Origin of the sequence: Microcoleus harperi Pol14_C6 (assembly GCF_036701295.1) — a bacterium.
Classification (GTDB): Bacteria; Cyanobacteriota; Cyanobacteriia; order Cyanobacteriales; family Microcoleaceae; genus Microcoleus.
The window spans coordinates 14069-37798 of the sequence record NZ_JAUBQN010000004.1 but is presented as its reverse complement, the minus strand read 5'-3'; the positions used below and the strand labels follow the sequence as shown (position 1 = coordinate 37798).

The following is a 23730-nucleotide window of genomic DNA, read 5'->3' as shown; positions in this document are numbered from 1 at the left end:
AGCAGGCAACGAGTTACTTATTACTTCTTTTAGATCGCATTACTCGGAAATCTCTGCTTCAAAACAGGCATTACCGGACAAGGTTTTTGCTCTTGCAAATTCTCCGGTTTGTTCCAAGTAAAAGGCCCTTTCTTCTCCGCCGCCATCCACAGCAAGCTTTTTGCTCTGGTCATCGCCACATACAGCAGTCGAAACTCTTCTGCTGTTTTCAAATAACCTGCTTGTTCCCAGGCTTCGCCTAGATTTGGTAAAGGATATTTTTCGTGCAAACTTGCTCGAATTTGTGCTCTCGCTACCTCTGCTAAAGTGAAATCTCCTAAAAATCGGGTTTGTGGCAAAACTCGCAAATTTCCGGGGATGGTTTGTTCGTGCAGAAACGGCAAAAATACGCAATCCCAATCCAATCCTTTGGCTTTGTGCATGGTAATAATTGTTAGTTGACCTTTGCTGGTATACCGTTCTTCTATTTTGTCCTCTGCATCCACAGGTTCAAATCTTTCGGAACTGACAATTTCGCTCAGTACGTCCAAAATATTACGCATGGAATTGTTGCCGGCTGTTTGGATTGCTACTCGTTCTGCTAATTTGTCGGCGGTGGCTAATTCTGTTTGGTCGTATTGCAGCGCTAAGGCTAAGAAGGAAATGATTTGGTATGGTGGCAGTTCTAAACTAGCTTGCAGCAAACTGCAGCAAAAATAGCGGCATTTGCGAACGGGATCTGACTGCTGCGGGTCTAGGGGGCCTGGGTAAAGAAATTGCTCGGGGCTAGTCGCAAAAGCATTGTAGTCTTGTTTGGGGATCAGTTGCCGATCGCTCAAAATCTTTAAGGCTGCTTTCAGGTAGTCTGGAGAGTGCGGGCGATCGAGGAATTGCAGCAGTGTTAAGATTTCCCAAGGTACTTGAGAATGTCTGTCCCGCTCTCCCACATCCTCAATTTTAATCCCGTATTTCCGCAAATCAAAGCTTAATCCGTGTTTTTGAGGATTTTCCAGCACTTCTTTGATAAACTTACCTTGTTTGTTTTCCCGCACCAAAATAGCCATCGATTTCAAATTTTCTAACGGCAATTTGGCACTATTTTCCCCCTCGCTCGCTTCCCCGCCTGAATCGATATCTTTGCCATCCCTGCCAAATTCAAAATCGGTCGGTAAAAATTCCTCAACTAGATCAATTACCCGCTTGCCAATTAACTCAATTGTATGGTAAATATCGCGGGGAGTATGCAATTCTAAGCCGCGACCAATGGGAGCCGGATTTGCATTCTGCTGCGGGTCATGGCTGGGTACGGGCTTAATAGTTTGGTCGCGAAAAGGCTGTTCTGTTCCCGCTAATTTAGAGCTATTTACCCATTGCAACATAAAGTTAGCCGCATCGATAATCACCTGGGTGCTGCGACCAGCGCCGTCCATCGTCGCTAACTTATTTTCCACTTCGCACCGATCGCAAAATTGGTTAAAATAAATCGGGTCGGCGGGAGTGAAAGTAGAATTAATCGCTTGATTAGGGTCGCCAACTCTGATAAAATTGGGAGGTAAAGTAGGATGATCGGGATCGATCGCCAATGTTTCCAAAAGCCGAGTCTGCAAAGGTGTCGAATCCTGCGCTTCGTCCTCGAAAACGGCAAATACTTGCTTTTGCTCGATCGCCCTCGCTCTCGGATTTTCCAACACCCGCAAAGCGGCTAAAATCATCTCGTCGTAATCGATGAATTCCCGACTCCTCAACAAAGCCTGATATTTTTGATATAAACCCCCAGCTACTGCTAAAATCTCATAACCGTCCCCTGTATCAAGAGCGTTCATTTCTAACAACTGTTCGGGAAATAAACCAGAAGATTTCGCCTCGTGAATCACAGTTTTCGCTACCTGCGGCAAAATTTCTGTCCGCAAAACCGATTGTCGCCGCAGCCTCTCCGTTTCCTCTCCGTCGAATTGCTGTCCTTCCAACAAAACTTGATATCGGCGGGGGTTTTCGGCAATCCAAAGTTCTACACAGGTACGAATTAATCGGTGACTTTGAGTAGGAGTAACTAAGGTTGAATTTTCTAAATTTAAACCAGACAAATCGGGATGGCGCATCGCAATATTCAAAGCTAAACCGTGCAAAGTGTGCACCGCAAAACCGCCTTGAGATAAAGATAATTCTGCCAATCTTTCCCGAATTTTAGCTTTAATATTAGCAGCAGCCGATCGCGTAAATGTCACGACAATTAACTGGCGGCGGCTGTGAAGCTGGTTGCGGGCGATCGCAATTGCCGACGCAGCAGCCATTCCCGTAGACTTCCCGGCCCCCGGAACCGCCGAAACAGCAAGGGGGCCGCCTTGCCAATCCGCCATGTCCTGCTGCCCCGCACGCAAGCTTTCCCGAATTTTAAGGCAAGCTTGTTCTCGCAAAACTGCGGCAAACCCTGATTCGGAAAGCGCTGAGGCTACATCCGGGCGATCGATATTGGTTGTCGATCGCATAAAATCAGTATCAAATTCATCTGTCATGCGATTTTAGATTTTAGATTTTAGATTTTAGATTACAAAAATATTTGTGGCGTTCAGCCTTTTCAAACGGTATCAGAAACCGAGTTGCTTTAGTTGCGATCGCGTAGGCCCAGAACCCAAAGCGTCAATCGATTTTAGATTTTAGATTTTAGATTTTAGATTGAATAAAGCAACCCCGCTCAGAAATTCGGGGGCTGGCAATGAGGAGCGAGGAGCTTTTTTCTCCCTCCACTGATGAATCCGGGCACTGGCGACCAAATTGTTTTCGGTCATCGCACCAATATTTATTGGCTTTCATCTGCGTTTATCTGCGGTTAAAAATCCCAAAGTATTCAACCTCTACCGTTTCCATTTCGGTATCAGCTAAACTAATGCTATCTATTGAAGCTTAAATTGAAACCAGCATAAAATTCAATACCCAAGCCTTTTTTATAGGAGTCACCCAAATGAAAACTCACCTCAAAACCAATTCCCCGCCACACAAGCCAAACCCAAACCCAGCCAACAACAGCACAACTCGTTTTGCTGTGGCGGTATTATTAACTTTATCTTCAGCCATTGCTTTGCCTAGCTGCGGAGGAGATTCATCCACCAGCAGCGCTCCAGGCGGCACAGGTTCATCTAGCATCCGTGAAAACCAAGTTCCCGCATCGGCTCCACCACCCCCACCCGCACCCGAGCCAGCAGCCCAAAGGCCAAAAGCTCCTGGTTCATCAAAAAAAGCAGCAGAAACTCCAGCAACCCGTCCCCAACTGATTAAAAAAGCCGAACTCACTGTAGTTGTCAAATCAATTGACGCCAGCACTAAATCTGTTACTAATATTGTCGAAAAACAGCAAGGCGATATCTTGGGTTTCCAAAACCAAAAGCCGCCGGATTCGAGTGTCCGCCAAACGGCGTCTGTGGAGATTCGCGTGCCTCAACAACGGTTAGAAACTACTTTAGACACTTTGGCAAAACTCGGAACTGTAGAAAACCGTGCTCTGACGGCTGAGGATGTTACCGATCAATTAGTTGACAGCGAGGCTAGACTGCGGAACCTCCGCAAATCGGAAGAAATGGTGTTAAAAATTATGGAGCGATCGGGCTCTGTCGGCGACGTGCTCAAAGCTGCTCAGGAGTTGAGCAATATTCGGGAGTCGATCGAACGCATTGACGCTCAGTTAAAAAGTTTGCGAAATCAAGTAGCCTATTCGACTATTAGCTTAACTCTAGAAGCAGCAGTATCTGCTCAACAAACTCAGCAACCTTCTCTAGGTTTGCGGGTACAGGAAACTTGGGGGAAAGCGACTCATTCTGTGGGCGAATTGACGCTAGGTTTGTTTGCTTTGGGTATTTGGCTGTTGGCTTACAGTCCTTATTTTCTGTTAATTGCGGCTGCGGTTTACGGCTTTAATCGATTTAAGAAACAGCATTCTGTTGTTCCGCCAATTCAAGAACCGAAACCGCCTCAGTAGTCAGTAGTCAGTAGTCATTAGTTAGTAGTCATTAGTCATTAGTCATTCCACCCACGTAAAATTTATGTATTGTGGAACGGCCGGAAAACCCGTTCTTAAAACCAACGACAACTGACAACTGACCACTGACTAATCATCAATTTGCCATCCATCTTTGGTATAGTCTTCATCCACAATCTTTTTGGGACGCATCACCAGAACAACTCGCCCCAAAATAGGAATATCCGGGGATTGTTCAAACCAGTACAATTCTAAATTGCCAGCGTTATCGGCGAGGAAATAACTGTCAGCATCCCACTGTCTTTGGGCTCGATCGGCAATAATTAAAACTTCTTCAACTTTGCCTTGCAGCGGTACCGGCAATCTATCGCTCATTTCCAAAACAGCCACCGGATCTTCAGCGTTCAAAATTACCTGCCATCCGGGAATCGCCACCCAAGCTCCGGCTCCGGAAAATTTTACCATTCGGAACGGCTCGATTTCCTCCGGCAAAGGCACTGCCAGCAAATCTCTCGTAGAAAGCGGCAATTTGCCCACAACCGGGACAATGCGGGGCAATTGTTCCTCGGTATCGAGCCTGTAGACGGGCAGGCGGGGCGCTTCCCGTCTCGGAACTACGGTAAAATCAACGAGCAACTGCTCGATTTGTGCCCTAGCGGTTTGGCTGCTAGCTAATTTTAAACCGCGAGCAATTAAGCGCGATCGTTCTTGCAAATCGCTTTTCTGTCTCGCTAATTGCCAGCATTGGTAAGCCATAGCATCGCCGGGAGTGTCTGTGAACCCTTGGGGGAGACTCCCGAAGTGCGAAAACTCCTTGATCGCTTTAGCAACTTGGCGAGCATCGTCAACATCCAAATTGTGGGTTAGCATCAAAGCAGCCGCCCCCGCCCGCTCTACTTGAGAGAGAATCCGAAACTCGTATAAGATATCGCTACCTTTGCCCAAAAAGTGCGATCGAACTTCCTCGGAAGCCCCAGCATTTACCATGCTGGTGTAGACTTGGGCTGCGACGCTCACTTGATTTTGCTGAATTGGCTCAAAACCTGTTTCTTCAAAAATCCTTTGAGAGTTGTAGCCAGCTTTTAGCAGTGCAGTGCAGGCTTGTCCCCACTCTACCCAAGTGCCTTCTTTTCGGCGGAGCGATCGAATTAACTTTTCGGCATCCACAGCATTTGTGGAGGATGCAGATGCAGGAGGAGATGAATCTTGCGGTGTATCAGTCATAATTGAATCAAAAACCAGCGCTAAGTTATGTGTGATTGGATTACCGGCAAGGCTCGTGTCGCGGCAGAGCGATAGATTAATAGTAAGTGAGTTATGAGACTATTGTTACAGAATAGTTGCTCGCCTAAATTTACAAAGGGGAGTTTATCGTATTGTTATGGATAATGCCATTTCAGAGCTCGATCAAATTAAACGCCAGCTCATGACCCTACACAGACCGAAAAAGCCCAAAATGCTGGTAGTAGACGACGAACCAGACAATCTGGATTTACTCTACCGCACTTTCCGACGAGATTTTAACGTGCTCAAAGCTGAGAGCGGAATTCGCGCCTTGGAAGTCCTCGGCATCGAAGGCGAGGTCGCCGTCATCATTTCCGACCAGCGGATGCCCGAAATGAAGGGAACGGAGTTTTTGAGCAAAACCGTGCCGCAGTTTCCGAATACGGTCAGAATTATCTTGACTGGTTTTACGGACATTGAAGACTTGGTGGATGCGATTAACTCAGGACAGGTTTACAAGTATATCACCAAGCCTTGGGACCCAAACGAATTGAAAATGGTGGTGCAAAAGGCTGCCGAGACTTATGAAATTCTCAAGCAGCGAACTGAGGAATTGGACCGCGCCCAAAATCAAATACAACTGTTAGCAACAATCATGCAAACGGCTGTGGATTATCCGAGTTTGGAAGCAAGTTTAGACCCAATTGCTACTGCTATAAGTGATAATTTTTTGGCGGACTATTGCATTTTACAACTGGTGGAAGAAAATGTTTTAATACCACTTCAAGGCACTCACACCACGGGTTCCACTGTGGAAAATTGGCTGGCAGATGACCCTCTGGTTCGAGAAGCAATTAGCTCTCAAACTATTCAGGGTGCTGTGAATATTGGACTCGACACCGCCCTAGCTAGTCTGCCGCACTATCAGAACTCCGGCATTCAAGCTCACCTGAGCATCCCGGTGATTCACAAAGGTCGAGCGATCGCCCTGATTTCCATGCAGTGGAAGCAACCTTGTTCCCTTCGCCCCGACGAACTCACAACAGTTCACCTCGCCGCTCAAGAAGTTGCTTTGGTATTGACGAGTTTTCAGGGTCATTAGTCATCAGTCATGAGTCATCAGTCATTAGTCCTTAGTCGGCTCTAAGTCTTGAGTTTAAAATGATAGCAAACCAATGATTCTCGACAAAAGCTCACCGCTCGCTAACAAATAAAAAAGCATTAATGACTGGCGACAGCATGACATGAAAGCACGGATTAATTATTTTTCTTCGCTGATAATTACCAATAATCAATCACCCATGAAAAATGAGAAATGACTAATAACGCCGAACAAATTAAAACTATATTTAATCGAATAGCACCAGTTTACAATCAATTGAACGACTGGTTGAGCTTTGGGCAACACCGGATTTGGAAGCAAATGGCGGTGAAATGGAGCAGTGCCGGCCCCGGAAATACTTGTTTAGACTTATGCTGCGGCAGCGGGGATCTAGCTTTGCTGCTGGCCAAACAAGCAGGGCCGACCGGTTGCGTATTTGGAGTAGATTTTTCCGCCGAACAATTGGCCGTGGCGGCCAGGCGGGATCGACCTTTTCTCACCCCTATAAGTCCCATTTCCTGGGTAGAAGCTGATGCCCTAAACTTGCCTTTTGCTGACAATTACTTCGACTGCGCCACAATGGGTTACGGCCTGCGTAACGTGACTGACATCCCCCGCAGTCTTCAGGAATTGCACCGCGTCCTCAAACCCGGTGCTAAAGCAGCTATTCTCGACCTCCACCGCCCCACCAATTCCCTCATGCGGAGCTTTCAGCAGTTTTATTTAGACACTCTCGTAGTGCCCATTGCTCAGCAATTTGGCATGACTCAAGAATATGCTTACATTAATCCTAGTTTAGAAAAATTCCCGATCGGCCAGGAGCAAGTAGCGATCGCCCGCAAAGCCGGATTTGCCTCCGCCACCCACTACCCCATTGCCGGAGCTATGATGGGAGTATTGGTATTAGTCAGTTGAGTGTTGACTGTTGTCAGTTGACAGTTGTCACTTGTCAACAGTTAACAATTAACAATTAACAATTCCCAATTCCCAATTCCCAATTCCCAATTATTGATGAATCCGTCTGAAATTTGGCTGTTGTTGGCCCCACCTGTAGTGGGAGGAATTATTGGCTATTTCACTAACGATATAGCTATCAAAATGCTGTTCCGCCCCTATCGAGCTATTTACATCAAAGGGCGGCAGTTGCCTTTCACTCCAGGCTTGATCCCCCGCAACCAAGAGCGCTTGGCAAAGCGAATTTCCGACACAATTATGGGTTCGCTGCTGACGCCGGAGGAGCTGCAAAACTTAGCGCGCCGCCTCCTGCAAACCGAGCGGATGCAGTCGATAATTCTCTGGCTGTTGCAGTTGGCACTGGATCAGGTAAAAGCAGACGCAGAGCAAAAAACCGCTAAAATTCTCGCTAACATTCTGCGAGATTTGCTGGGGGAATCTGTGCCTCGAGTTCTCAAAGTTTTGGCGCGCCGGGAAGATTTTTTAGAAGCTCAGCTAAATCAAATTTTTGACCAAGTTTTGCTGGAGATTCAGCTAACGGAAGCTCAGGCTGCTCAGCTTGCTGAGTGGTTGTTGCAGGTAGTAATACCCCCGGAAGTGCTGCGGCAAGCTTTAATTGACTTTTTGACGGATCGCAATATTTCGATCATCGATGAAGGGTTTCGAGAAAAAACCAGCGGTACTTATTGGGTAGTAGCAAATTTGTTTGGTTTGCGGAACACTTTAACTCGGCTGCGGACTTTTTGTCTGGATGACAGAGATGCGACAAATCAGCGGTTAGCAGAGTTAACTGTTTCTTTGGGAATTCGCGGGCGAATTCAGGAATGGCTGCAAAATTTGTCGATGCAAAATTTACCGGTTTCTACTGTGAGACAGTTGCGAAAAACTATGCGCGACAGCGTTCGCAGCTACGTTCAGCAGCGGGGTACAGAGGTACTTGAGGGGTTGAGCAAATCTATTGATTGGGAAAATATTTCGCGGTTGATTCTCAATCGATTGCAAACTTCAGCGGTGATGAGCGCTTCCCTGGAAATTGTTAGCAAAGAACTGGCTTTGGTTTTAGAGCGCTATTTAGAGCGGGATCTAGAAAATATTGTAGCTCAGGCTATCCCAATTTTGAATATCGACCAGGTGATTGTCGATCGAGTAAAAGGTACTTCTCCTGAAGAGTTGGAGTTAGCAATTCAGGGAATTGTCCAAAGCGAGTTGCAGGGAATTGTAAATTTAGGAGGTCTTTTGGGTGTTTTTGTCGGCTGTTTGCAGACAGTTGTGGTTTGGATTCAGCGGTGATTTATTTCGGCAGTTGTGAGATATTTGTTGTAGTATAATATTCACTCGACTTGCGAACACAGTACCAAAAGCCCGGTTTTTCGGCAGTATTTGCCCCGTCCGCCAGAGGATTTTTGGTAGAAAGGGGGTTTTTGTCGCCCAATCCTAATTTACCTATTTCCTACATCTATGCCAGCCCCCAATTCAGACGATCGCACAAACATCCCAAAAAACCCGCGCAACCTCAGTCGCCAACAATACGAGCGTTTAACCGCAGAAATGGCCACTCCCTACCGGCCTCTGCGACAATTTGTTTACGTAGCCTGTGGCGCTTCGGGCTTTATCGGCGGCTTGGTTTTCCTCGCTAAAATTGCCTCTGGCCGGGAAATTGGCTCTGCTTTGCCCAATTTTGCTCTACAAGTCGGAGTTGTGGCCCTGATGGTGTTCCTGTTTCGCTGGGAGCAGCGCGCCGAGGACCGATCCCCGAAGTCGAAGTAACAAAAGTTTACAAATCGAGACAAATATCTATCTGACGCAAGGAAAAGTTAGAAATATAAAGAAATTATTATGAAATCCTGGTTTGCCAGCGATCCCTGTAATGATAATGATGTGGCTTCAATTGGGGTCAGCACATTTAAAGGCCCTAATCATAAACCGCTTGTAATTCCTTCAATTGGGGTCAGCTTTCATAAAGACCCTAAATATATAAAAAAAGTTAAGCCCAGCGCCAGCCTTCACTCATAGAAGAGCTGGCGTTCGGTATTTTGGTAGGATCGGGAGATTGGGAGATAGAATCAGTAGGGTGCACACCCCGCACAGAGAGGGCCGTACAAGCGCCCTGAACCGAGTTTTGTGCCTAGCATCCGATATAGGTAATACCAGTTCCCAAAAACCATGCAACTGTAGGCCCGTGCTCCAAACCCGGATAATCATCAGTCATGTGCAAATCTAAAATCTAGAATCTCTCTAAAATCTCAAATGGTATAAGTGCTGGGGCGATCGAATAATTTGGTATTTCCCGAAGACCTTCGCCTGTGCAGTAACTAATGAGATGTGTCAAAGTCTAAGTAGAAAAAGATGTTGGGAGGTTTTACTATGGGTCGATCATTTTTCCAAGGGCGGTGGACGTTATTTTTTGCAGCAGGCGCTGGAATTGTATTTTACAGCAATGCTGCGGCGGCTGCCGAAAAGGTAGTGCTCAAATACAGTGCGATCCGAATGACTTTACCCGTCAGCGAATTAGAAATTTTTGCAGAAACTGGGCAAATGTCGCCCGCCTTAGAAATGCTGCTGGGAAAGGCAAAAAAAGACCCGGAAGCTGTTCGCAACAGTCTGACGAGACCAGTAAAAGTCAGTCAAAGCTTTTTGGATCGGACGCTTAACAGCAAGGTTGGGGAAATAATTCTCGATGAAGTCGGTCAGGTAATTAGCACTCCTTCTGGGAATGCAAATCGAGAAGCATTGCGCGAGGCATTGGTGCTGTCTGCAACTAATGATAACGAGATTACACTGCTGGAAGCGATGAAGAATTATCCTACTCCAGAAGTTTATGTTGAGGGCGATCGCTTAGTGGAAGCTTACGGTAAACTTGTAGCTTTGTCAGAACAATTGGGCGGCGTTTCAGAACGACTGCAAGATATTTTAAATAAGATTCGCCTGCCTAGACTGTAGTTGATGTTTTCAAGGACGGTTGATTGCTTCGAGCGATCCCACAATGTTTCTGAACCTGCATCAATTACAGGGGAGTTACATTTTTTTGTGCAAAATTTGCCTAATTTTGACACGAGTTTAAAAAAAGAATGCAACGGTAGATAAGCTTCAAACCTAACGGGAATCAGGCATTCTCTAATCTAAAATATAAAATGGTATAGGTTGGCTGTAATAGAAGTGTCGGGATAAACCTTCGATGGTTTACACAAATTTAAAATAAAATATATATTTTGATTAATAAAGCTCTGTAAGTAAAAAAGAGGGAAAGACCTTCTGTATCCCCCATAAACTGAAATATTATCGGGTGGACATTGCAGATTATCTATCTTAAGATAGATCAACGCTGTCAGAGTCAGGCGCTTGGGGAAAAACCACGGGTAATTAGTAAGCTCGTGCTATAAAAGACACTATTACGCAACCTATACGCCCAAACTCTTGACTAAAAAAAAGTTGAAAAAAGGTGAGAGACTGTATTAATTAACAGCACCTCAATTCCCAATAAAACCGTACTTGCCAAGATAGCCTAGTTTCACTATACCGACGGTATTTACTGAGTAACATTAGCAACATGAACCACAATCCTATTCGTTCAAAAGACCGTTTCTTGGTTTTCGGTGCTCCGGCGATCGAAGATGCTGAAATTCAAGAATTGGTATCGACCATGAAAACAGGTTGGTTGGGTACAGGCCCTAAAGTCATGAGTTTTCAAGACGCATTCAATGCTTACAAGGGTTCCCAGTACGCAATAGCAGTCAATTCTTGTACGGCGGCACTGCACTTGAGCCTTCTCGCTGCTTCGTTAGAACCGGGGGATGAAGTCATTACTACTCCGATGACTTTTTGCGCTACAGTTAATGCGATCATCCACGCAGGGGCAACACCGATACTGGCGGATGTAGATCCGGTGACAATGAATATTGACCCGGCTCAAGTCGCAGCTAAAATAACTCCAAAAACTAAAGCAATTGTGCCGGTTCACTTCGCAGGTCGTCCCTGCGATATGGATGCGCTTTGCGAGATTGCTCGCCGTCACAACTTGAAGTTAATCGAAGACTGTGCTCACGCGATCGAAACAGAGTACAAGGGACGGAAAGCAGGCACCTTTGGCGACTTCGGATGCTTCAGCTTTTATGTTACCAAAAATATCACGACGGGCGAAGGAGGAATGATTCTGGTCGCCACTCAAGAAGATACTGACAGGCTCAACATTTTAGCGCTGCACGGTATGAGCAAAGATGCTTGGAAGCGATTCGGAGACTCGGGTTACAAGCACTACCAAGTGGTGGGAGTGGGTTTTAAATACAATATGATGGATCTGCAAGCTGCGATCGGCATTCATCAATTGAAACGAGTCACGCCTTATTGGCAGCGGCGGGAGCAGATTTGGCAGCGCTACAACGAAGCATTTGCGGAGCTCCCGATTACTTTGCCCGCCAACCCTGAACCGGATACAATTCATGCTTATCACCTGTACACCATTCTGGTAGATGAAGCCAAAGCAGGAATCAGCCGCGATGAGTTTCTCAACGCTATCAATGCGGAAAATATCGGTGTCGGCGTACATTACATGAGTATGCCGGAACATCCTATCTATCAACAAATGTTTGGATGGCAGCCGAAAGACTATCCGAATGCTGCGTACATTGGGCGGCATACAGTTAGCTTGCCGATTTCGGCAAAATTAACAGATGCAGATGTGGAAGATGTAATTGCGGCTGTTAAAAAGTGTTTGGCGATCGGCCAAGCTAAAAGTCTAGTTTTAGCAACAGCAGACTAAAGTCGTTAAATAGGTTGTCATTAAAACATCCTAGCTGTTTTTTACCAAAAGCAAGTAGGATGTTTTTTAACTCCCCAACGCTCTGTTAGTTTTTAGGGCCTTGGCAGCCATTTTACTTAAATGTTATCGTTTTACAGTACAATCACTCTCAGGTTACTGAATCTGCTTTTAATTAAAACAAGATAAAACAAGACAGCTCTATAAACTGAGCACTCCCCTCCTATGTGAATAGGCTTCTTGCCAAAGCCCTTTTTATCACTTTATTGAGCAGGCGGGACGCCCCCACAAAAAAATGACTCTTGTGAAATGGACAGGAGAACCCGTCCAAGTTATTATTCAAGAGGTCTAATGTTTAGATGAAAGCAGACAAAGTTGAGTTGATTAAAAATTAATGCTATGTTAAAACTTAGTGCTTTATTCCCATTTCATTGTAATAACCGAGCCATCAGCCACGTATTTTTTTCAGTGTGCAAAGAATGGCAAGGCCCTGATCTGAAGGCACTTATGGTTGTCCCGAGTTGCGATCGCGAGTGCCGCGACTCCAATATAGTTGAAGCAATTCCGTCATTTCTGACACAATTGTATTACCGCAGCCCTAGTGCTCCCAGAATTAAGGCAGAGAAGCTTTTTATTAAAGAGCTCAAAAAATTTGATGTTGCCTACTTGTGGCCCGGTACCTCAGTAGATACTGTAAAGAGCGTTAACAAGCAGAGTAAGGCGATTTTTTGGGAGCGAGTTAATAATTCTCAAAGGCAAGCTAAGAGTATCCTTGACGATGCTTACTCTCGCTTGGGATTGCAACCTCAACACCACATTACCCCAGAGAAAATTCAGAGAGAAGAGCAAAAACTCAAGGACATTGACTTTCTGTTTTGTCCTAGTCCGATAGTAGTAAAATCGTTTCAAGAAGCCGGAGTTTCTGAAGAGAAACTGCTTTTAACGACTGAAGGTTGGTCGCCAGAGCGTTTCCCCAATTATCAATCCCAAAAACCGCCTTCAGAGGAAGTTAACGTCCTTTTCCTAGGTTTTGCCTGCGTCCGCAAAGGGGTTCACCTGCTCTTACAGGCCTGGGAGCGAGCTGGCATTAAGGGATCGCTGACAATTTTTGGCAAACTCGAACCGGCGATCGCTCAAACTTGCAGGGATTTGCTGAAACGTTCTGATGTAGTTTACTTTGATTATGCTTTGGACTACAGTTCGGCCTATCGCCAAGCTGACTTTTTTGCCTTTCCCAGTCTTGAGGAAGGTAGCCCACTCGTCATCTATGAGGCAATGGGTCATGGTTTGCCCATTCTCGCTTCACCGATGGGAGGAGGTGGTGTTGTGCGTGATGGCATTGAGGGCATAATTCTTCCTCCCTACGATACCGACGCCTGGGTGGAGGGACTGCGAAAACTATCTAATTCTCCTGATTTGCGGGCTAAAATGGGAGCCGCCGCCCGCCAGCGAGCTTTGGAGTTGACATGGCCACAAGTTGCTGCTAGGCGCCAAGAGCAGATTCTGCAGAAAATGAACGCAAAATGAAAAATAGGCGTTGCTTAATCAGGGTATGAAAAAGATCGGTTGAAAATCCCCAAGCTGTGTCGATACTGGTTTCTATGAGTGGCATATTTAGCCTTTCATACCGTAAATCAGCAACGCCGAAAAATAAATAGGGCTTACGGTGCAAAAGGTTTGTAATCAGATTGATGTGGACGGTTTGATGTACTGCCACTCTAGCACTGTTAATTTTATTTTTGTTCAGCATTCTTATAAAGAATTTTGGCAATAGCCAAGTCAACAGATAGCAGCCGCAGTCTCTCTGTCTGGGGGTTTCAGGCTAATTTTCTCTTGAAATCTCTGAGAGTGCGTGGCCAGTAGGCTGCCAAAATTAATCCGCACTGCGTAAGCAGAAATACTGTCCCCTGCAATTTGATGCCCGAAGTTCAGATCGACACTCACTCTCGACACTCACATAGCATATTGGAGGGGATGCCAGCAGAATTGGCCTGTAAAATTCACAAACCGTGGCCATATTTGGTTTTATGGTACTCAATAAGCCAAAGTTTCTAAAGTTTCCCGCAGATAAGAACGAACTTGCTGATCGATGGTGGCATTTTGCTGTTGACGCTCAAAATTGAGTTCGAGCTGCCAGCGTTGAAATCCTGAACTTGCACCGATCGCGGATTTGAGACTGCCCCAGATTTCAGAATCTTTGCACAGCTCGATCTGCTCTGCGGCTTGAGGTTCTTCTGCGAGCGGTAGATAATTCGCCATATTGTTATACCTCTGTTTTAATCCCTTGTAAGGATTGAAAGCTGACCTTGACACTCTCTATTATAGATTCTTCTCTCCAAAGAGCCAACATAATATATCCACAACCTGCCATTAAAAATTAAATATTAAGACTATTAATAATCTCTATCCGAAGAGGGGTCTTACCTATTTTTTTCAAAGCATACATCGGTACAAATTAAAGTAGCTTAAACTACAATTGTCCACCTTTTAATTTTTTATTTCTTTTTTATTTCACTTTTTTTTGCTCGACTGTTCGGGTAGAGATGTAACGCCGTTGGTGTCAGCAGGTTTTGGGTTGACAAGACTGCCGACTGACGAATTCCCTATGCCGGATGCTGGCCCAATTGACTCTACGGGTGCAGCCACAGCGGCAGTTGTCTCGGCTGCAAAAGCCGGCAAAAGTCGATCGACTTGCCAAGGCGCGATCGTAAAATCCTGCCGAATTTTTTCTAAAATATGAGGCTTGGTCGCTGCAAATTCTGATTCCGGCGTCAGCAAAACCGCCATGACACTAGCAGACACCTGCAAAAACAAATTGCTAGCTAAAAAAGCAGAAGCTGCCAACAACAATCCAGCCCACCGCCAGGAAGGAGGAAAGGGAGCCACCGAAGCCGCCAGGGGAGCGCATCGGTAAAGCTGCCACAAAATTACTGCCAGCAAAACAGCTATAAAAAGAGCGATTCCTTGATTTAACTTTGTTTTAAACCGAGTCAGAAGCCGGTGCTGCACAGAAGTTAAATTCTGCGGTTTTACCGCCACAACTAAAATACTAAAAATGTAAAAAGGGCGGAACAACTGCATCCACAGCACAGGAACAATACCTGCTACAGCCACTAAAAACATTTCTAACCAGACAGGGAGCAAGGGAGAACCCACTGCGAGTCCCAGCAAGCACAGTCCCAGGAAAATCGGCAGTGTAGCAGCCCCAGAAAGGTGAATCCACAAAAAAGGATCTGACCAAAAAGAACGCACTTTAAATAATTATGAGTTATGAGTTATGAGTTTTGAATTTTGAGAGGCTGGGACGCACTCTTGCCCCATAAACCCGGTGCGAAGAGTACATTTCTAGAGGTCAAACCGAGCATTTTGGGAGGAAACTCGGTTGATTTGCGTAAGTCTTATTTTAGTTTTAAATTTTGAATTTTCAGCAACAGCCAAGATGATTATGACGTTGTTAATTGCGAACATCTTTGCTTTTATTGCTTCTTCATTCTTTCCTCGATAACTAAAACCTTCTTCCTTCTGCTATAAGTTAAAAACCAACTTTGCGAGTGATGAGTTTGGGAGTATTGAGTGAAGAGAAGAGTTGCGAGCGATCGGCAATTTGGTTGCGATCACTCAAAAATTCTCTTCCCCCTCAACACTCACAACTCAAAACTATTGAGAGAGAGTCCGGCGTTTAGTAACCATCCGGTAGGCTTCAATAATATCGCCATCCGCCCAGTCGCTAAACCCGCTCAAGGAAATGCCGCATTCAAAGCCAGCATTGACTTCTTTGGCATCTTCCTTCATCCGTTTTAGGGAGTCGAGGACACCTTCGTAAACGACATTGTTGCCCCGGCGCACCCGCACCTTACAGTTACGGATGACTTTGCCAGAGAGTACCATACATCCAGCCACAGCCCCGCGACCGATCGCGAAGACAGCGCGCACTTCGACTTGACCCAAAGGTTCTTCCACCAATTCTGGTTCCAGCAGACCTTCCATCGCCCCTTGAATGTCATCCAAGAGGTTGTAGATGATGCTGTATTCCCGCACGTCTACGCCCGCTTGGTCGGCCGCGAGGCGAGCGTCGGTTGCCAGAGTAGTATTGAACCCGATAATCACAGCATTGCTGGCTGCAGCCAGGTCAATATCCGTTTCTGTAATTTCCCCAGGAGCAGATAGTAGCAGTCGGAGTTGAACTTCTTTTTGAGGAAGTTGAGTCAGAGCGCCGACAATTGCTTCGAGGGAGCCTTGGACATCTGCCTTCAAGATCAAGTTTAGTTCCTTGAGAACGCCTTCCTTAGCTTGTTGAGAGAAGCCGCTGAGGCTGATCCTGCCGCCTTGCAGCAGGCGGGAATCTCGTTGGGAGGTAGCTCTTCCAGAGGCGATCGCCGCAGCTTCTTTTTCGTTTGCGAATACATCAAACTCGTCTCCGGCGCGAGGAACTTCCCGCAGCCCCAGCACTTCCACCGCGAAGGATGGAGTTGCTTGCTCTACGCGTTCGCCCCGGTCGTCGATCATTGCGCGCACCTTGCCCAAAGCCGAGCCTGCGACCACAATATCGCCCACTCGCAGAGTACCGTTCTGCACCAGCAGAGTTGCCACAGGCCCCCTTGCCTTGTCGAGGTGAGCTTCAATCACAGTACCCTTAGCTGGTCGGTGCGGGTTGGCGTTGAGGTCTTCCATTTCCGCCACTGTCAGAATCATTTCCAACAGCGTATCCAGGTTTTCTCCTCGGATCGCGCTGACTGGAACCATCGTGATATCGCCGCCCCAGTCATCTGCGACCAAGCCGTACTCAGTAAGCTCTTGCTTCACCCGTTCCGGCTGAGCACCCTCCTTGTCAACTTTATTGATAGCCACGACAATTGGCACTTTCGCCGCTTTCGCGTGGCTGATCGCTTCAATTGTCTGGGGTCGCACGCCGTCGTCCGCCGCCACCACCAAGATGGCGATGTCCGTAACCCGTGTTCCCCGAGCCCGCATTGCTGTAAAGGCTTCGTGACCGGGCGTATCCAAAAATACCACCTGCTGGCTCTTGCCTTCGTGTTCCACATCTACGTGGTAAGCACCGATGTGCTGGGTAATCCCCCCAGCTTCTCCCTGAGCCACCTTGGTTTTGCGGATCGAGTCGAGCAAGGTAGTTTTGCCGTGATCCACGTGGCCCATAATCGTTACGACTGGCGGACGGCGTTCGAGGTATTCCAAATCCGCTGCATCCAGCATCTCGATCACTTTGATAGCTGGGGCTACTTTTTCTGGGGTTTCCACCTCTACGCCCATTTCTTCGGCTACCATCCTCACCGCTGGAATGTCCAGGGTTTCGGTAATATTTACCGCAATTCCTTTAGAGAAAAGCCGCTTAATAATTTCGGTTTCGGGAACAGCCAGACTAAGCGCTAGTTCTTGAACGGTCATCGGCCTGCTCAGCAGCAGCTTTTCTGGACGTTCTACCTTAGCTTCGGCTGTTTTACCCCGGTTGCCGCGTCCCCCGCTCGAGCCCGAAGAAGAACTTTTATCGTGAGAAGGGCCTGGTCTCTTATTTTTTCCGCTGCTGCCGGGTGCGCCCGGAGTTGGTGTTGACTTGGGTGCTGCTTGTCCCTTCGCTTTAGCTGGGCGGGCTAGGGACAGGCTGACCGTGACTGGTGCTGGCAGATCCAAGCCGTTTTCTAAGTCATCGTCATCCTCGTCTATGGGTTTGAGGCGAGAACGTTTTGCCTTAACAGCCTTGGCAGCTTTTGCCGCATCTGAGTTTTCGTCATCATCTTCTTCCCAAATGACAGATGTCTTTTTGGCAGGACGAGGAAGAGTTGGCCTGCTGAGGAGAGGAATCTCCAGCAACGGCGTATTATCTTCTTCATTGTCATCCGTGTCATCTCCTACGGCTCCGGTGTCACCGCCCCGGCTACGCAGCCCGGTAGCTGACGTTGCGGGGGCAATGCTCCGGCGCGGGCCACCCGGCTGGGGTCGATCGGCCAGTTGAGTTTTGACTGGGCCACCAGCGCCTTCCCGGCGCGGTCTTTGTGCGTCGCGAGATTCGGTAGCAGATCCCGGTGCAGGTCGGCTGGGGCGACTCGGTTTAGCCGGCGCTTCCAGAGTTTCTGAATGTTGTGATTGCTCTTGCTCGGTTTTGGCAAGTTTGAGTACCGGCTTGTTTCCCAGACTTTGTGGGTTACGGCTAGCCGACTCGGACGCCGCTCTGACTGGCGGCGACGTGAGTTTTGCCGAAGGCGCGGGAGGGGCGATCGGCGGTTGCGGGATGCGTTCTGGAGCCTTTTCCGACGGCGGTTGAGGTGCCGCAGGTGCCTGAGCCTGGGCGGTGGTTTCCGGGGCGATCGCACCTACTGTTTCCGACACTTCTGACGGAGTCGCCGAGACAGCGACATTTGGCTTCGACAGTACAGGTCGATTGATATTGGGTTTAGCTGGAGGCTGGAGTTGTTGAGCTGCAGGCGACTTGGGAGGAGTTGCCACGGTTGCCGCCGGCTGGTTTTTGTTCTCCTCGTTGCCTGCAGGCTGGGAGGAAGCACCAGCCGGGCGTACTTTGGGACTGCGTATTTCTAAAATTTGCTGCTTTTTTTGTTGGTCGTTAGGGTGAGGGCCAGATTCTCTAGATGGCGCTGCTGCTCTTTCGGGTGGAGCTGGCTTGCCGGGGGAAGAGTGGCTACTGGCTACGTATTTTTCCGCCGTTTTGCGAATGCGCTCTGCTTCGGATTCTGTAATTGTGCTGCTGTGGCTCTTGACTGAAATATTGAGCCGCTCGCATACTGCCAAGATGTCTTTATTATCCAAATTTAGTTCCCGTGATAATTCGTAAATTCTTACTTTGCCGTTGTTCATCCACTCTGCCCTCTTTTATGCCAACCAGTTTTTACATTGTGATTTTTTGTGCTAATGACGACATCATTCGGTGTGATTGATTCAGTGTCAGGAATCGGGGTTGCGGTACTCTCTCAGCAATTTTATCTAGAAAGATGCAACTCGCTGAAGTCTGCGGTTGAAGAATTCTCAAGTCTGTTTGGCAACTTGGAACTCCGAAGTCTGAGTTTTGGCAAAACCCACTCTTTCAAGCTTCAAAGTTTGCCTTGCCACCTTGAGGATACCTCTGCTAGTACCCTACCCTTATCTAATCTGACACAAATCTTTCCAGACTGGTGGGCAGATCGGATTGGGGTTTTATCGCTGGCGCTACCGGTAATTACTGGTAGGGCTGCCAAGAGGGTTTATACAGTCGATGCCGAACTATTGTCGGTTTTTCATCCGGGTGAGCCAGAGTAAGATGTACAGTCAGATGTGGCTAAACGCTGCCAAAGTGTTTGGTACAGTTCGTCAGACACAGGCGCTTTGAGCGATCGCCCAAGTCGATTTTTTTTCTGAGCTGCTTTGAGGCATTCTGTTTCCCGACAAAGGTAAGCAGAACGGCCCATGCCACGATCTAATTGTACCTGATGAGAAGGATAGAGCCTGACTACTCGCCAAAAAGCTTCCTTAGGAGCTATTTTTCGACAACTTGCACAGCACCGGTAGTTCGGTTTCATTTCTTGTAAGAGGGGGAGTAGGGGGAGAGGGGGGAGTAGGGGACAAGTCCTCCTGGTCTCCCGAAGACAGAAAATCGTGTAAATGTCACAGTTTTTAGACTGCAGCTTCGGTTTCCTCCGTGGTAGCTGCCTCCTCTTCCTCAAATTCTGCGGTTTCCTCGTCGCCGTCGTAGTCCCCCGCTTCGTCAGCATCGTAGTCGCCTGCTAGTTCTTCGAGCCTAGTTGCTTCTGCTGCCAATTTGCTGTCTTCGGCCGCGCGATCGTACTTAGCAATATCTTTGATATCGATTTTCCAACCGGTTAGGCGGGCTGCGAGGCGGACGTTCTGACCTTCTTTGCCAATGGCAAGACTCAGTTGGTCTTCAGCGACCAAAATGTGAGCTCTCCTGCCTTCTGGAGCGACTAAACGCACTTCATCTACTCTAGCGGGACTCAGAGCGTTAGCAATATAAGTTGCTGGGTCTGGAGACCAGCGGATCACGTCGATTTTTTCGCCGCGCAATTCGTTGACTACCACCTGAATCCGCGATCCCCGCGCTCCGATGCAGGCTCCTACGGGGTCTACGTCGCGATCGAGAGTATCAACTGCTATTTTAGTCCGGGGGCCGACGTGCCGGGAGGGCGGATTTGCCTCCCTGGCTACGGCGACAATCCTCACCACCCCGTCTTCTATTTCTGGTACTTCGTTAGCAAACAGGTAAACCACCAAACCTGCGTCGGCTCTAGAAACAAGTAACTGCGGCCCTCTAGTAGAGCCTTCGCCTACTTTTTTGAGATAAACCTTGAATGTAGCGTTTGCCCGGTAATTGTCGTTGGGCAACTGTTCGCGCTTAGGGAGTTCGGCATCTACTTCTGGCTGACCGAAGCTGCTGGTAACTGCTAAAATTACCGACTGCCTCTCAAATCTGAGAACTCTTGCTTGAAGAACGGTTTCTTCTAAATCTTTAAACTCTTCTTGAATCATTTTGCGCTGTTGGTCGCGCAGTTTTTGAGCGAGAACTTGTTTGGTCTGGATCGCGGCCATGCGACCAAATTCTTTTTGATTTGGTGTTACGTCTACAAGCACGATGCTGCCAGGTTGAGCTTCCGTGGCTACTTCTTGCACTTCCGTAAGTGAGATTTCGTGATCGGGATTGATGACTTCTTCGACAATAGTTTTGTTGGCTAAAACGCGGAAACCTTCTTGTTCTGCGTCGAGTTCTACATCAAAGTTGTCGAAGTATTCTTCGCTGAAGTGATCGAGTTTTTGGGTACGGCGGTAGCGTTCGTATCCTTTGAGCAGGGCTTCTCGCAAGGCTGCTTGGACGGCGTGTTTGGGTAAATTGCGTTCTTTGCTAATACCTTCGACCATTTCTTTTAGTCCGGGCAGGGGAACCATTGACATATAAAACACTCCTTTTTTGCTGTGGTAATAAGTAACTGGTAATCGGTAATTGGTACTGGAAAATTTTCAAGCAGAAGTGATGACAGAGGAGTGATGAGTTACTGAATAGGATTAGGGTAACTCGGTGCTGTAACAATTTATTTGTTATTCCTATTCAACCCGCAGCTACAGATATGATTGTTAAAAATTAACTCGCAGCCAAGCGTTTTCAGCTTGCTGCGAGGCAATCTCAAAACTCAAAACTCAAAACTCAAAACTCAAAACTCAAAACTCAAAATTTCCCTTTACATCTTTTTTCCTTCGTCTAGTTCAACTTGGACAATCTGAGGGCGGGGAATTTTAACCTGTCGCCCTTTTTGATTGAGATAAACCGCTGTTTCATCCCGGCCCAGGAGTAGTCCTTTCCACTCTTTGATTCGCGAGTCCGGTTCGGTGGTTTTGGCTGTCACGGGGAAACCTTTAAAGGTAATGAATTCTCGATCGCTGCTGAGCAATCGGGATATTCCGGGACTGGAAATCTCTAGCACGTAGGCATCGGGTATGATGTCGGCTGCGTCTAACTCAGCATCGAGGGCTGTGCTCATGCGCTCGCAGTCTGCTAAACCCGTGTCTTGTTGGAGGTTGCGGATGTCTACCCGCAAGACGGGAGGATTTTGGTTGGTGTGAAACACTGCTCCCACTACTTCCAATCCCAGTGTTTCCGCAACGGGGGTAGCTAAGTCAATGATTTGTGGGATTAGGGGATGAGTCATATCGAATACTTAAGTTAAAACTCCTAAACTCGGATACGGGCAAGAAAAAATTTGGTGCTGAGATTGTTTGGCTTTGAGGTGGTTTGATTAGGTGGCTGCGACTTTCGTCTTCAACTTTGGGACTTACCCAACATCCCAGCAGGGGATCTCAAGCGGGGGGATTAACCCTACTAAATCAGTCCTCAACTTGCAAGTCAGACGCCCTGAGCTCTTTTCCTGCGACTAATGCAACAAAAAAAGTGGGCTTGACCCACTCCTAGGTAAAACAATTTCTTCCAAGAAGTTTGAGGACTTCTTCTGATCGAAGCGAGGCCTCAGTTCTCAGTTTAGCTCGATCGCCCGTCCGGTGACAAACCGAATCGGCATCGGCGGACTGTCCGAGGGCAGAAGGGGAGAGCTGACAGGGGAAATAAGGACGACTCGATCACCGTTTTGGAGCGGAGTGGGGCGATGGCAAATTCCTGGTTGATACCGAAGCCGGTGCGATGTCCCTAAAACTGTTGGCGATGGTCACTCAGGCGTTCTAGGACTTGCGATACGGGAGTTTCTTTGGGAAATTCTAATTTTAGTTCGGACAAGCCCTCTGCTTCTTGATAGGTGGCGAAGAGGTTGACAGTGAGGGCGATTGGTAGATTCGACATGGGCGATCGCCAAATTAACGATATATTGACAAAACAGCCAAACTAAGATTGACCATAAAAAATCCCCATTACTAATGCTGAATAGGAAGCTCAATTACAAACTCTACCCCGGATTCGGGCGAGGAGATGCAGGTCAGCGTACCACCATGTTTTGCTTCTACAATCTCACGGCTAATAGACAAGCCTAAACCTGTCCCTTTACCCACTGATTTTGTAGTAAACATCGGCGTAAATAAATGCTGCATTATCTCCGGCGTTATCCCCAGCCCATTGTCAGCAATCCGAATCACCACTCGGTCGCCCTGAAGCATTTCAGTACATATCCGAATCTGTGGATTGTCATTGCTCTGTTGCTTTTCCCCGCAGAGCGGACAACTGATCGTAGACTCTTCTAAAGCATCAATTGCATTCGCTAATACATTCATAAACACCTGATTGATTTGTCCGGGATAGCACTCTACCAGCGGCAATTCGCCGTAATCTTTAATAACCTTAATAGCTGGGTGAGTGCCTTTACCTTTCAATCGATGACCTAAAATCAACAGGGTACTATCTAGCCCATCGTGAATATTCACTGGCGTTAGTGCCGATGTATCCAACCGAGAGAAATTACGCAGTGACATAGAAAGATTGTAAAGGCGCTCTGTTCCTACCGCCATTGAATCAATAATTTTGGGCAAATCTTCAACAATAAAATCTAACTCCATCTCCTGGAACTTATCCTCAAATTCGGATGTCGCAGTAACGCTTTGCTGGCAAAGCCGAGCCATCCCGATCAAATCGGCAATATATTCCTTGGCAATAGGGAGATTATTGGAGATAAAACTAACTGGATTGTTAATTTCGTGAGCCACCCCAGCTACAAGTTGACCAAGGCAAGCCATCTTTTCACTTTGAACGATTTGCACTTGAGCTTTTTTAAGATTCTCCAAAGCTTGAGAAAGTTCACCCGTTCGTTCTTCCACCCGTTTTTCTAACTCCTGCGCGAGCTCATGTAACGCTGCTTCTGCAGCGAGCCTGTCTTCTATTTCCCGTTTCAGCATTAGGTTTTGCTCGGCGAGAATTTTAGTCAAAGAACGCACTTTTAAATGGAGGTTGACGCGAGCTAACACCTCCTTTTGTTCAAAGGGCTTAGTAATGTAATCCACCGCCCCTAAATTAAAGCCTTTGACCTTATCTCCTATGTCAGAAAGAGCGGTCATAAAAATTACGGAAATTTCGTTCGTCAACGGACTTTCCTTCAACCGATGACAGGTTTCAAACCCGTCAATTCCTGGCATCATCACATCTAACAGAATCAAATCAGGCTGACTATATTCAGCCTGTTCGATGGCAGTTTCGCCATCAGTTGCTACCAATATCTCCCATCCTGAACCAGCTAAAGCTTCAGAAAGCACGTCCAGATTGCTAGGATTGTCATCGACGATTAAGATGCTACTTGTTTCCAT

At 47.2% G+C, this 23730-nt stretch carries 20 protein-coding genes; 10 read left to right on the top strand and 10 right to left on the bottom strand.

All coding sequences use genetic code 11. The features are described from left to right. Positions 1-29 precede the first annotated feature (29 nt). Positions 30-2492: an ATP-dependent helicase gene (locus tag QUA27_RS04790; RefSeq protein WP_333066688.1), complete on the bottom strand. Its 2463-nt coding sequence runs from the start codon at positions 2490-2492 to the stop codon at positions 30-32. Positions 2493-2938: 446 nt separating this feature from the next. On the opposite strand from QUA27_RS04790, the gene QUA27_RS04785 reads away from it, so the two are divergent. Beyond that, complete coding sequence (locus QUA27_RS04785; RefSeq protein WP_333066687.1) at positions 2939-3949, top strand: DUF4349 domain-containing protein; 1011 nt, start codon at positions 2939-2941, stop codon at positions 3947-3949. Positions 3950-4078: 129 nt separating this feature from the next. On the opposite strand, the gene QUA27_RS04780 is transcribed toward QUA27_RS04785, so the two are convergent. Then, positions 4079-5173: a RuBisCO accumulation factor 1 gene (locus QUA27_RS04780; protein WP_333066685.1), complete on the bottom strand. Its 1095-nt coding sequence runs from the start codon at positions 5171-5173 to the stop codon at positions 4079-4081. Positions 5174-5330: 157 nt separating this feature from the next. On the opposite strand from QUA27_RS04780, the gene QUA27_RS04775 reads away from it, so the two are divergent. The 8 genes from QUA27_RS04775 to QUA27_RS04740 all read left to right on the top strand — a co-directional run bounded on the left by QUA27_RS04775 (position 5331) and on the right by QUA27_RS04740 (position 13509). Continuing rightward, the gene (locus QUA27_RS04775; RefSeq protein WP_333066684.1) at positions 5331-6275 is read left to right on the top strand and encodes a response regulator; all 945 of its coding nucleotides are present in this window, start codon (positions 5331-5333) and stop codon (positions 6273-6275) included. A gap of 213 nt (positions 6276-6488) precedes the next feature. Further along, a complete protein-coding gene (ubiE, locus tag QUA27_RS04770; RefSeq protein ID WP_333066681.1) occupies positions 6489-7190 on the top strand; it encodes a bifunctional demethylmenaquinone methyltransferase/2-methoxy-6-polyprenyl-1,4-benzoquinol methylase UbiE in 702 nt (233 codons plus the stop codon). A 96-nt stretch (positions 7191-7286) separates the two neighbouring features. Further along, positions 7287-8519 carry a DUF445 domain-containing protein gene (locus QUA27_RS04765; protein WP_333066680.1) on the top strand — a complete coding sequence of 411 codons (1233 nt, stop codon included), beginning with the start codon at positions 7287-7289 and terminating at the stop codon, positions 8517-8519. 168 nt (positions 8520-8687) lie between these two features. Further along, positions 8688-8996, top strand: coding sequence for a DUF3493 domain-containing protein (locus QUA27_RS04760; protein ID WP_333066679.1), 309 nt, complete (start codon positions 8688-8690; stop codon positions 8994-8996). Between the two features lie 69 nt (positions 8997-9065). After that, positions 9066-9242, top strand: a complete 177-nt coding sequence (locus QUA27_RS04755) for a hypothetical protein (RefSeq protein WP_333066678.1) — start codon at positions 9066-9068, stop codon at positions 9240-9242. Between the two features lie 351 nt (positions 9243-9593). Next, complete coding sequence (locus QUA27_RS04750; protein ID WP_333066676.1) at positions 9594-10169, top strand: alpha/beta hydrolase; 576 nt, start codon at positions 9594-9596, stop codon at positions 10167-10169. Between the two features lie 607 nt (positions 10170-10776). Beyond that, a complete protein-coding gene (locus QUA27_RS04745) occupies positions 10777-11985 on the top strand; it encodes a DegT/DnrJ/EryC1/StrS family aminotransferase (RefSeq protein WP_333066674.1) in 1209 nt (402 codons plus the stop codon). A 504-nt stretch (positions 11986-12489) separates the two neighbouring features. Continuing rightward, positions 12490-13509 carry a glycosyltransferase family 4 protein gene (locus tag QUA27_RS04740; RefSeq protein WP_333066672.1) on the top strand — a complete coding sequence of 340 codons (1020 nt, stop codon included), beginning with the start codon at positions 12490-12492 and terminating at the stop codon, positions 13507-13509. Between the two features lie 507 nt (positions 13510-14016). On the opposite strand, the gene QUA27_RS04735 is transcribed toward QUA27_RS04740, so the two are convergent. From QUA27_RS04735 to infB, 3 genes are all read right to left on the bottom strand, one after another. Continuing rightward, positions 14017-14241 carry a hypothetical protein gene (locus tag QUA27_RS04735; protein ID WP_333066671.1) on the bottom strand — a complete coding sequence of 75 codons (225 nt, stop codon included), beginning with the start codon at positions 14239-14241 and terminating at the stop codon, positions 14017-14019. 252 nt (positions 14242-14493) lie between these two features. Further along, the gene (locus QUA27_RS04730) at positions 14494-15234 is read right to left on the bottom strand and encodes a low-complexity tail membrane protein (protein ID WP_333066670.1); all 741 of its coding nucleotides are present in this window, start codon (positions 15232-15234) and stop codon (positions 14494-14496) included. Positions 15235-15639: 405 nt separating this feature from the next. Then, positions 15640-18807, bottom strand: coding sequence for a translation initiation factor IF-2 (gene infB, locus QUA27_RS04725; RefSeq protein ID WP_333066669.1), 3168 nt, complete (start codon positions 18805-18807; stop codon positions 15640-15642). 54 nt (positions 18808-18861) lie between these two features. Here infB and QUA27_RS04720 point away from each other — a divergent pair, with 54 nt between their 5' ends. Continuing rightward, entirely contained in the window at positions 18862-19245 is a 384-nt protein-coding gene (locus QUA27_RS04720) for a hypothetical protein (protein WP_333066668.1), read from the top strand. On the opposite strand, the gene QUA27_RS04715 is transcribed toward QUA27_RS04720, so the two are convergent. The 5 genes from QUA27_RS04715 to QUA27_RS04695 all read right to left on the bottom strand — a co-directional run bounded on the left by QUA27_RS04715 (position 19224) and on the right by QUA27_RS04695 (position 23730). After that, on the bottom strand, positions 19224-19505 hold the full coding sequence (locus QUA27_RS04715; protein ID WP_333066666.1) for a YlxR family protein: 282 nt from the start codon (positions 19503-19505) through the stop codon (positions 19224-19226). The two genes, QUA27_RS04720 and QUA27_RS04715, sit on opposite strands and share 22 nt — an antisense overlap. Before the next feature lie 94 nt (positions 19506-19599). Next, positions 19600-20889 (bottom strand): transcription termination factor NusA, encoded by a 1290-nt coding sequence (gene nusA, locus QUA27_RS04710; RefSeq protein ID WP_333060929.1) that lies wholly within the window; start codon positions 20887-20889, stop codon positions 19600-19602. A 284-nt stretch (positions 20890-21173) separates the two neighbouring features. Then, positions 21174-21641: a ribosome maturation factor RimP gene (rimP, locus tag QUA27_RS04705; RefSeq protein WP_333066665.1), complete on the bottom strand. Its 468-nt coding sequence runs from the start codon at positions 21639-21641 to the stop codon at positions 21174-21176. Positions 21642-22132: 491 nt separating this feature from the next. Beyond that, positions 22133-22282 carry a ubiquitin family protein gene (locus tag QUA27_RS04700; protein WP_333066663.1) on the bottom strand — a complete coding sequence of 50 codons (150 nt, stop codon included), beginning with the start codon at positions 22280-22282 and terminating at the stop codon, positions 22133-22135. A gap of 71 nt (positions 22283-22353) precedes the next feature. After that, positions 22354-23730 carry a hybrid sensor histidine kinase/response regulator gene (locus QUA27_RS04695; protein ID WP_333066662.1) on the bottom strand — a complete coding sequence of 459 codons (1377 nt, stop codon included), beginning with the start codon at positions 23728-23730 and terminating at the stop codon, positions 22354-22356.

Excerpts from the sequence above, each read along its gene's own strand:
- QUA27_RS04740 (WP_333066672.1), top strand. The coding sequence starts at position 12,490 with ATGGTTGTCCCGAGTTGCGATCGCGAGTGCCGCGACTCCAATATAGTT.
- QUA27_RS04760 (WP_333066679.1), top strand. The coding sequence starts at position 8,688 with ATGCCAGCCCCCAATTCAGACGATCGCACAAACATCCCAAAAAACCCG.
- ubiE (WP_333066681.1), top strand. The coding sequence starts at position 6,489 with ATGACTAATAACGCCGAACAAATTAAAACTATATTTAATCGAATAGCA.
- QUA27_RS04765 (WP_333066680.1), top strand. The coding sequence starts at position 7,287 with ATGAATCCGTCTGAAATTTGGCTGTTGTTGGCCCCACCTGTAGTGGGA.
- rimP (WP_333066665.1), bottom strand. The coding sequence starts at position 21,641 with ATGACTCATCCCCTAATCCCACAAATCATTGACTTAGCTACCCCCGTT.
- QUA27_RS04715 (WP_333066666.1), bottom strand. The coding sequence starts at position 19,505 with ATGAAACCGAACTACCGGTGCTGTGCAAGTTGTCGAAAAATAGCTCCT.
- QUA27_RS04700 (WP_333066663.1), bottom strand. The coding sequence starts at position 22,282 with ATGTCGAATCTACCAATCGCCCTCACTGTCAACCTCTTCGCCACCTAT.
- QUA27_RS04790 (WP_333066688.1), bottom strand. The coding sequence starts at position 2,492 with ATGACAGATGAATTTGATACTGATTTTATGCGATCGACAACCAATATC.
- QUA27_RS04775 (WP_333066684.1), top strand. The coding sequence starts at position 5,331 with ATGGATAATGCCATTTCAGAGCTCGATCAAATTAAACGCCAGCTCATG.
- QUA27_RS04780 (WP_333066685.1), bottom strand. The coding sequence starts at position 5,173 with ATGACTGATACACCGCAAGATTCATCTCCTCCTGCATCTGCATCCTCC.
- QUA27_RS04750 (WP_333066676.1), top strand. The coding sequence starts at position 9,594 with ATGGGTCGATCATTTTTCCAAGGGCGGTGGACGTTATTTTTTGCAGCA.
- infB (WP_333066669.1), bottom strand. The coding sequence starts at position 18,807 with ATGAACAACGGCAAAGTAAGAATTTACGAATTATCACGGGAACTAAAT.
- nusA (WP_333060929.1), bottom strand. The coding sequence starts at position 20,889 with ATGTCAATGGTTCCCCTGCCCGGACTAAAAGAAATGGTCGAAGGTATT.
- QUA27_RS04745 (WP_333066674.1), top strand. The coding sequence starts at position 10,777 with ATGAACCACAATCCTATTCGTTCAAAAGACCGTTTCTTGGTTTTCGGT.
- QUA27_RS04785 (WP_333066687.1), top strand. The coding sequence starts at position 2,939 with ATGAAAACTCACCTCAAAACCAATTCCCCGCCACACAAGCCAAACCCA.
- QUA27_RS04720 (WP_333066668.1), top strand. The coding sequence starts at position 18,862 with ATGACGACATCATTCGGTGTGATTGATTCAGTGTCAGGAATCGGGGTT.
- QUA27_RS04755 (WP_333066678.1), top strand. The coding sequence starts at position 9,066 with ATGAAATCCTGGTTTGCCAGCGATCCCTGTAATGATAATGATGTGGCT.
- QUA27_RS04695 (WP_333066662.1), bottom strand. The coding sequence starts at position 23,730 with ATGGAAACAAGTAGCATCTTAATCGTCGATGACAATCCTAGCAATCTG.
- QUA27_RS04735 (WP_333066671.1), bottom strand. The coding sequence starts at position 14,241 with ATGGCGAATTATCTACCGCTCGCAGAAGAACCTCAAGCCGCAGAGCAG.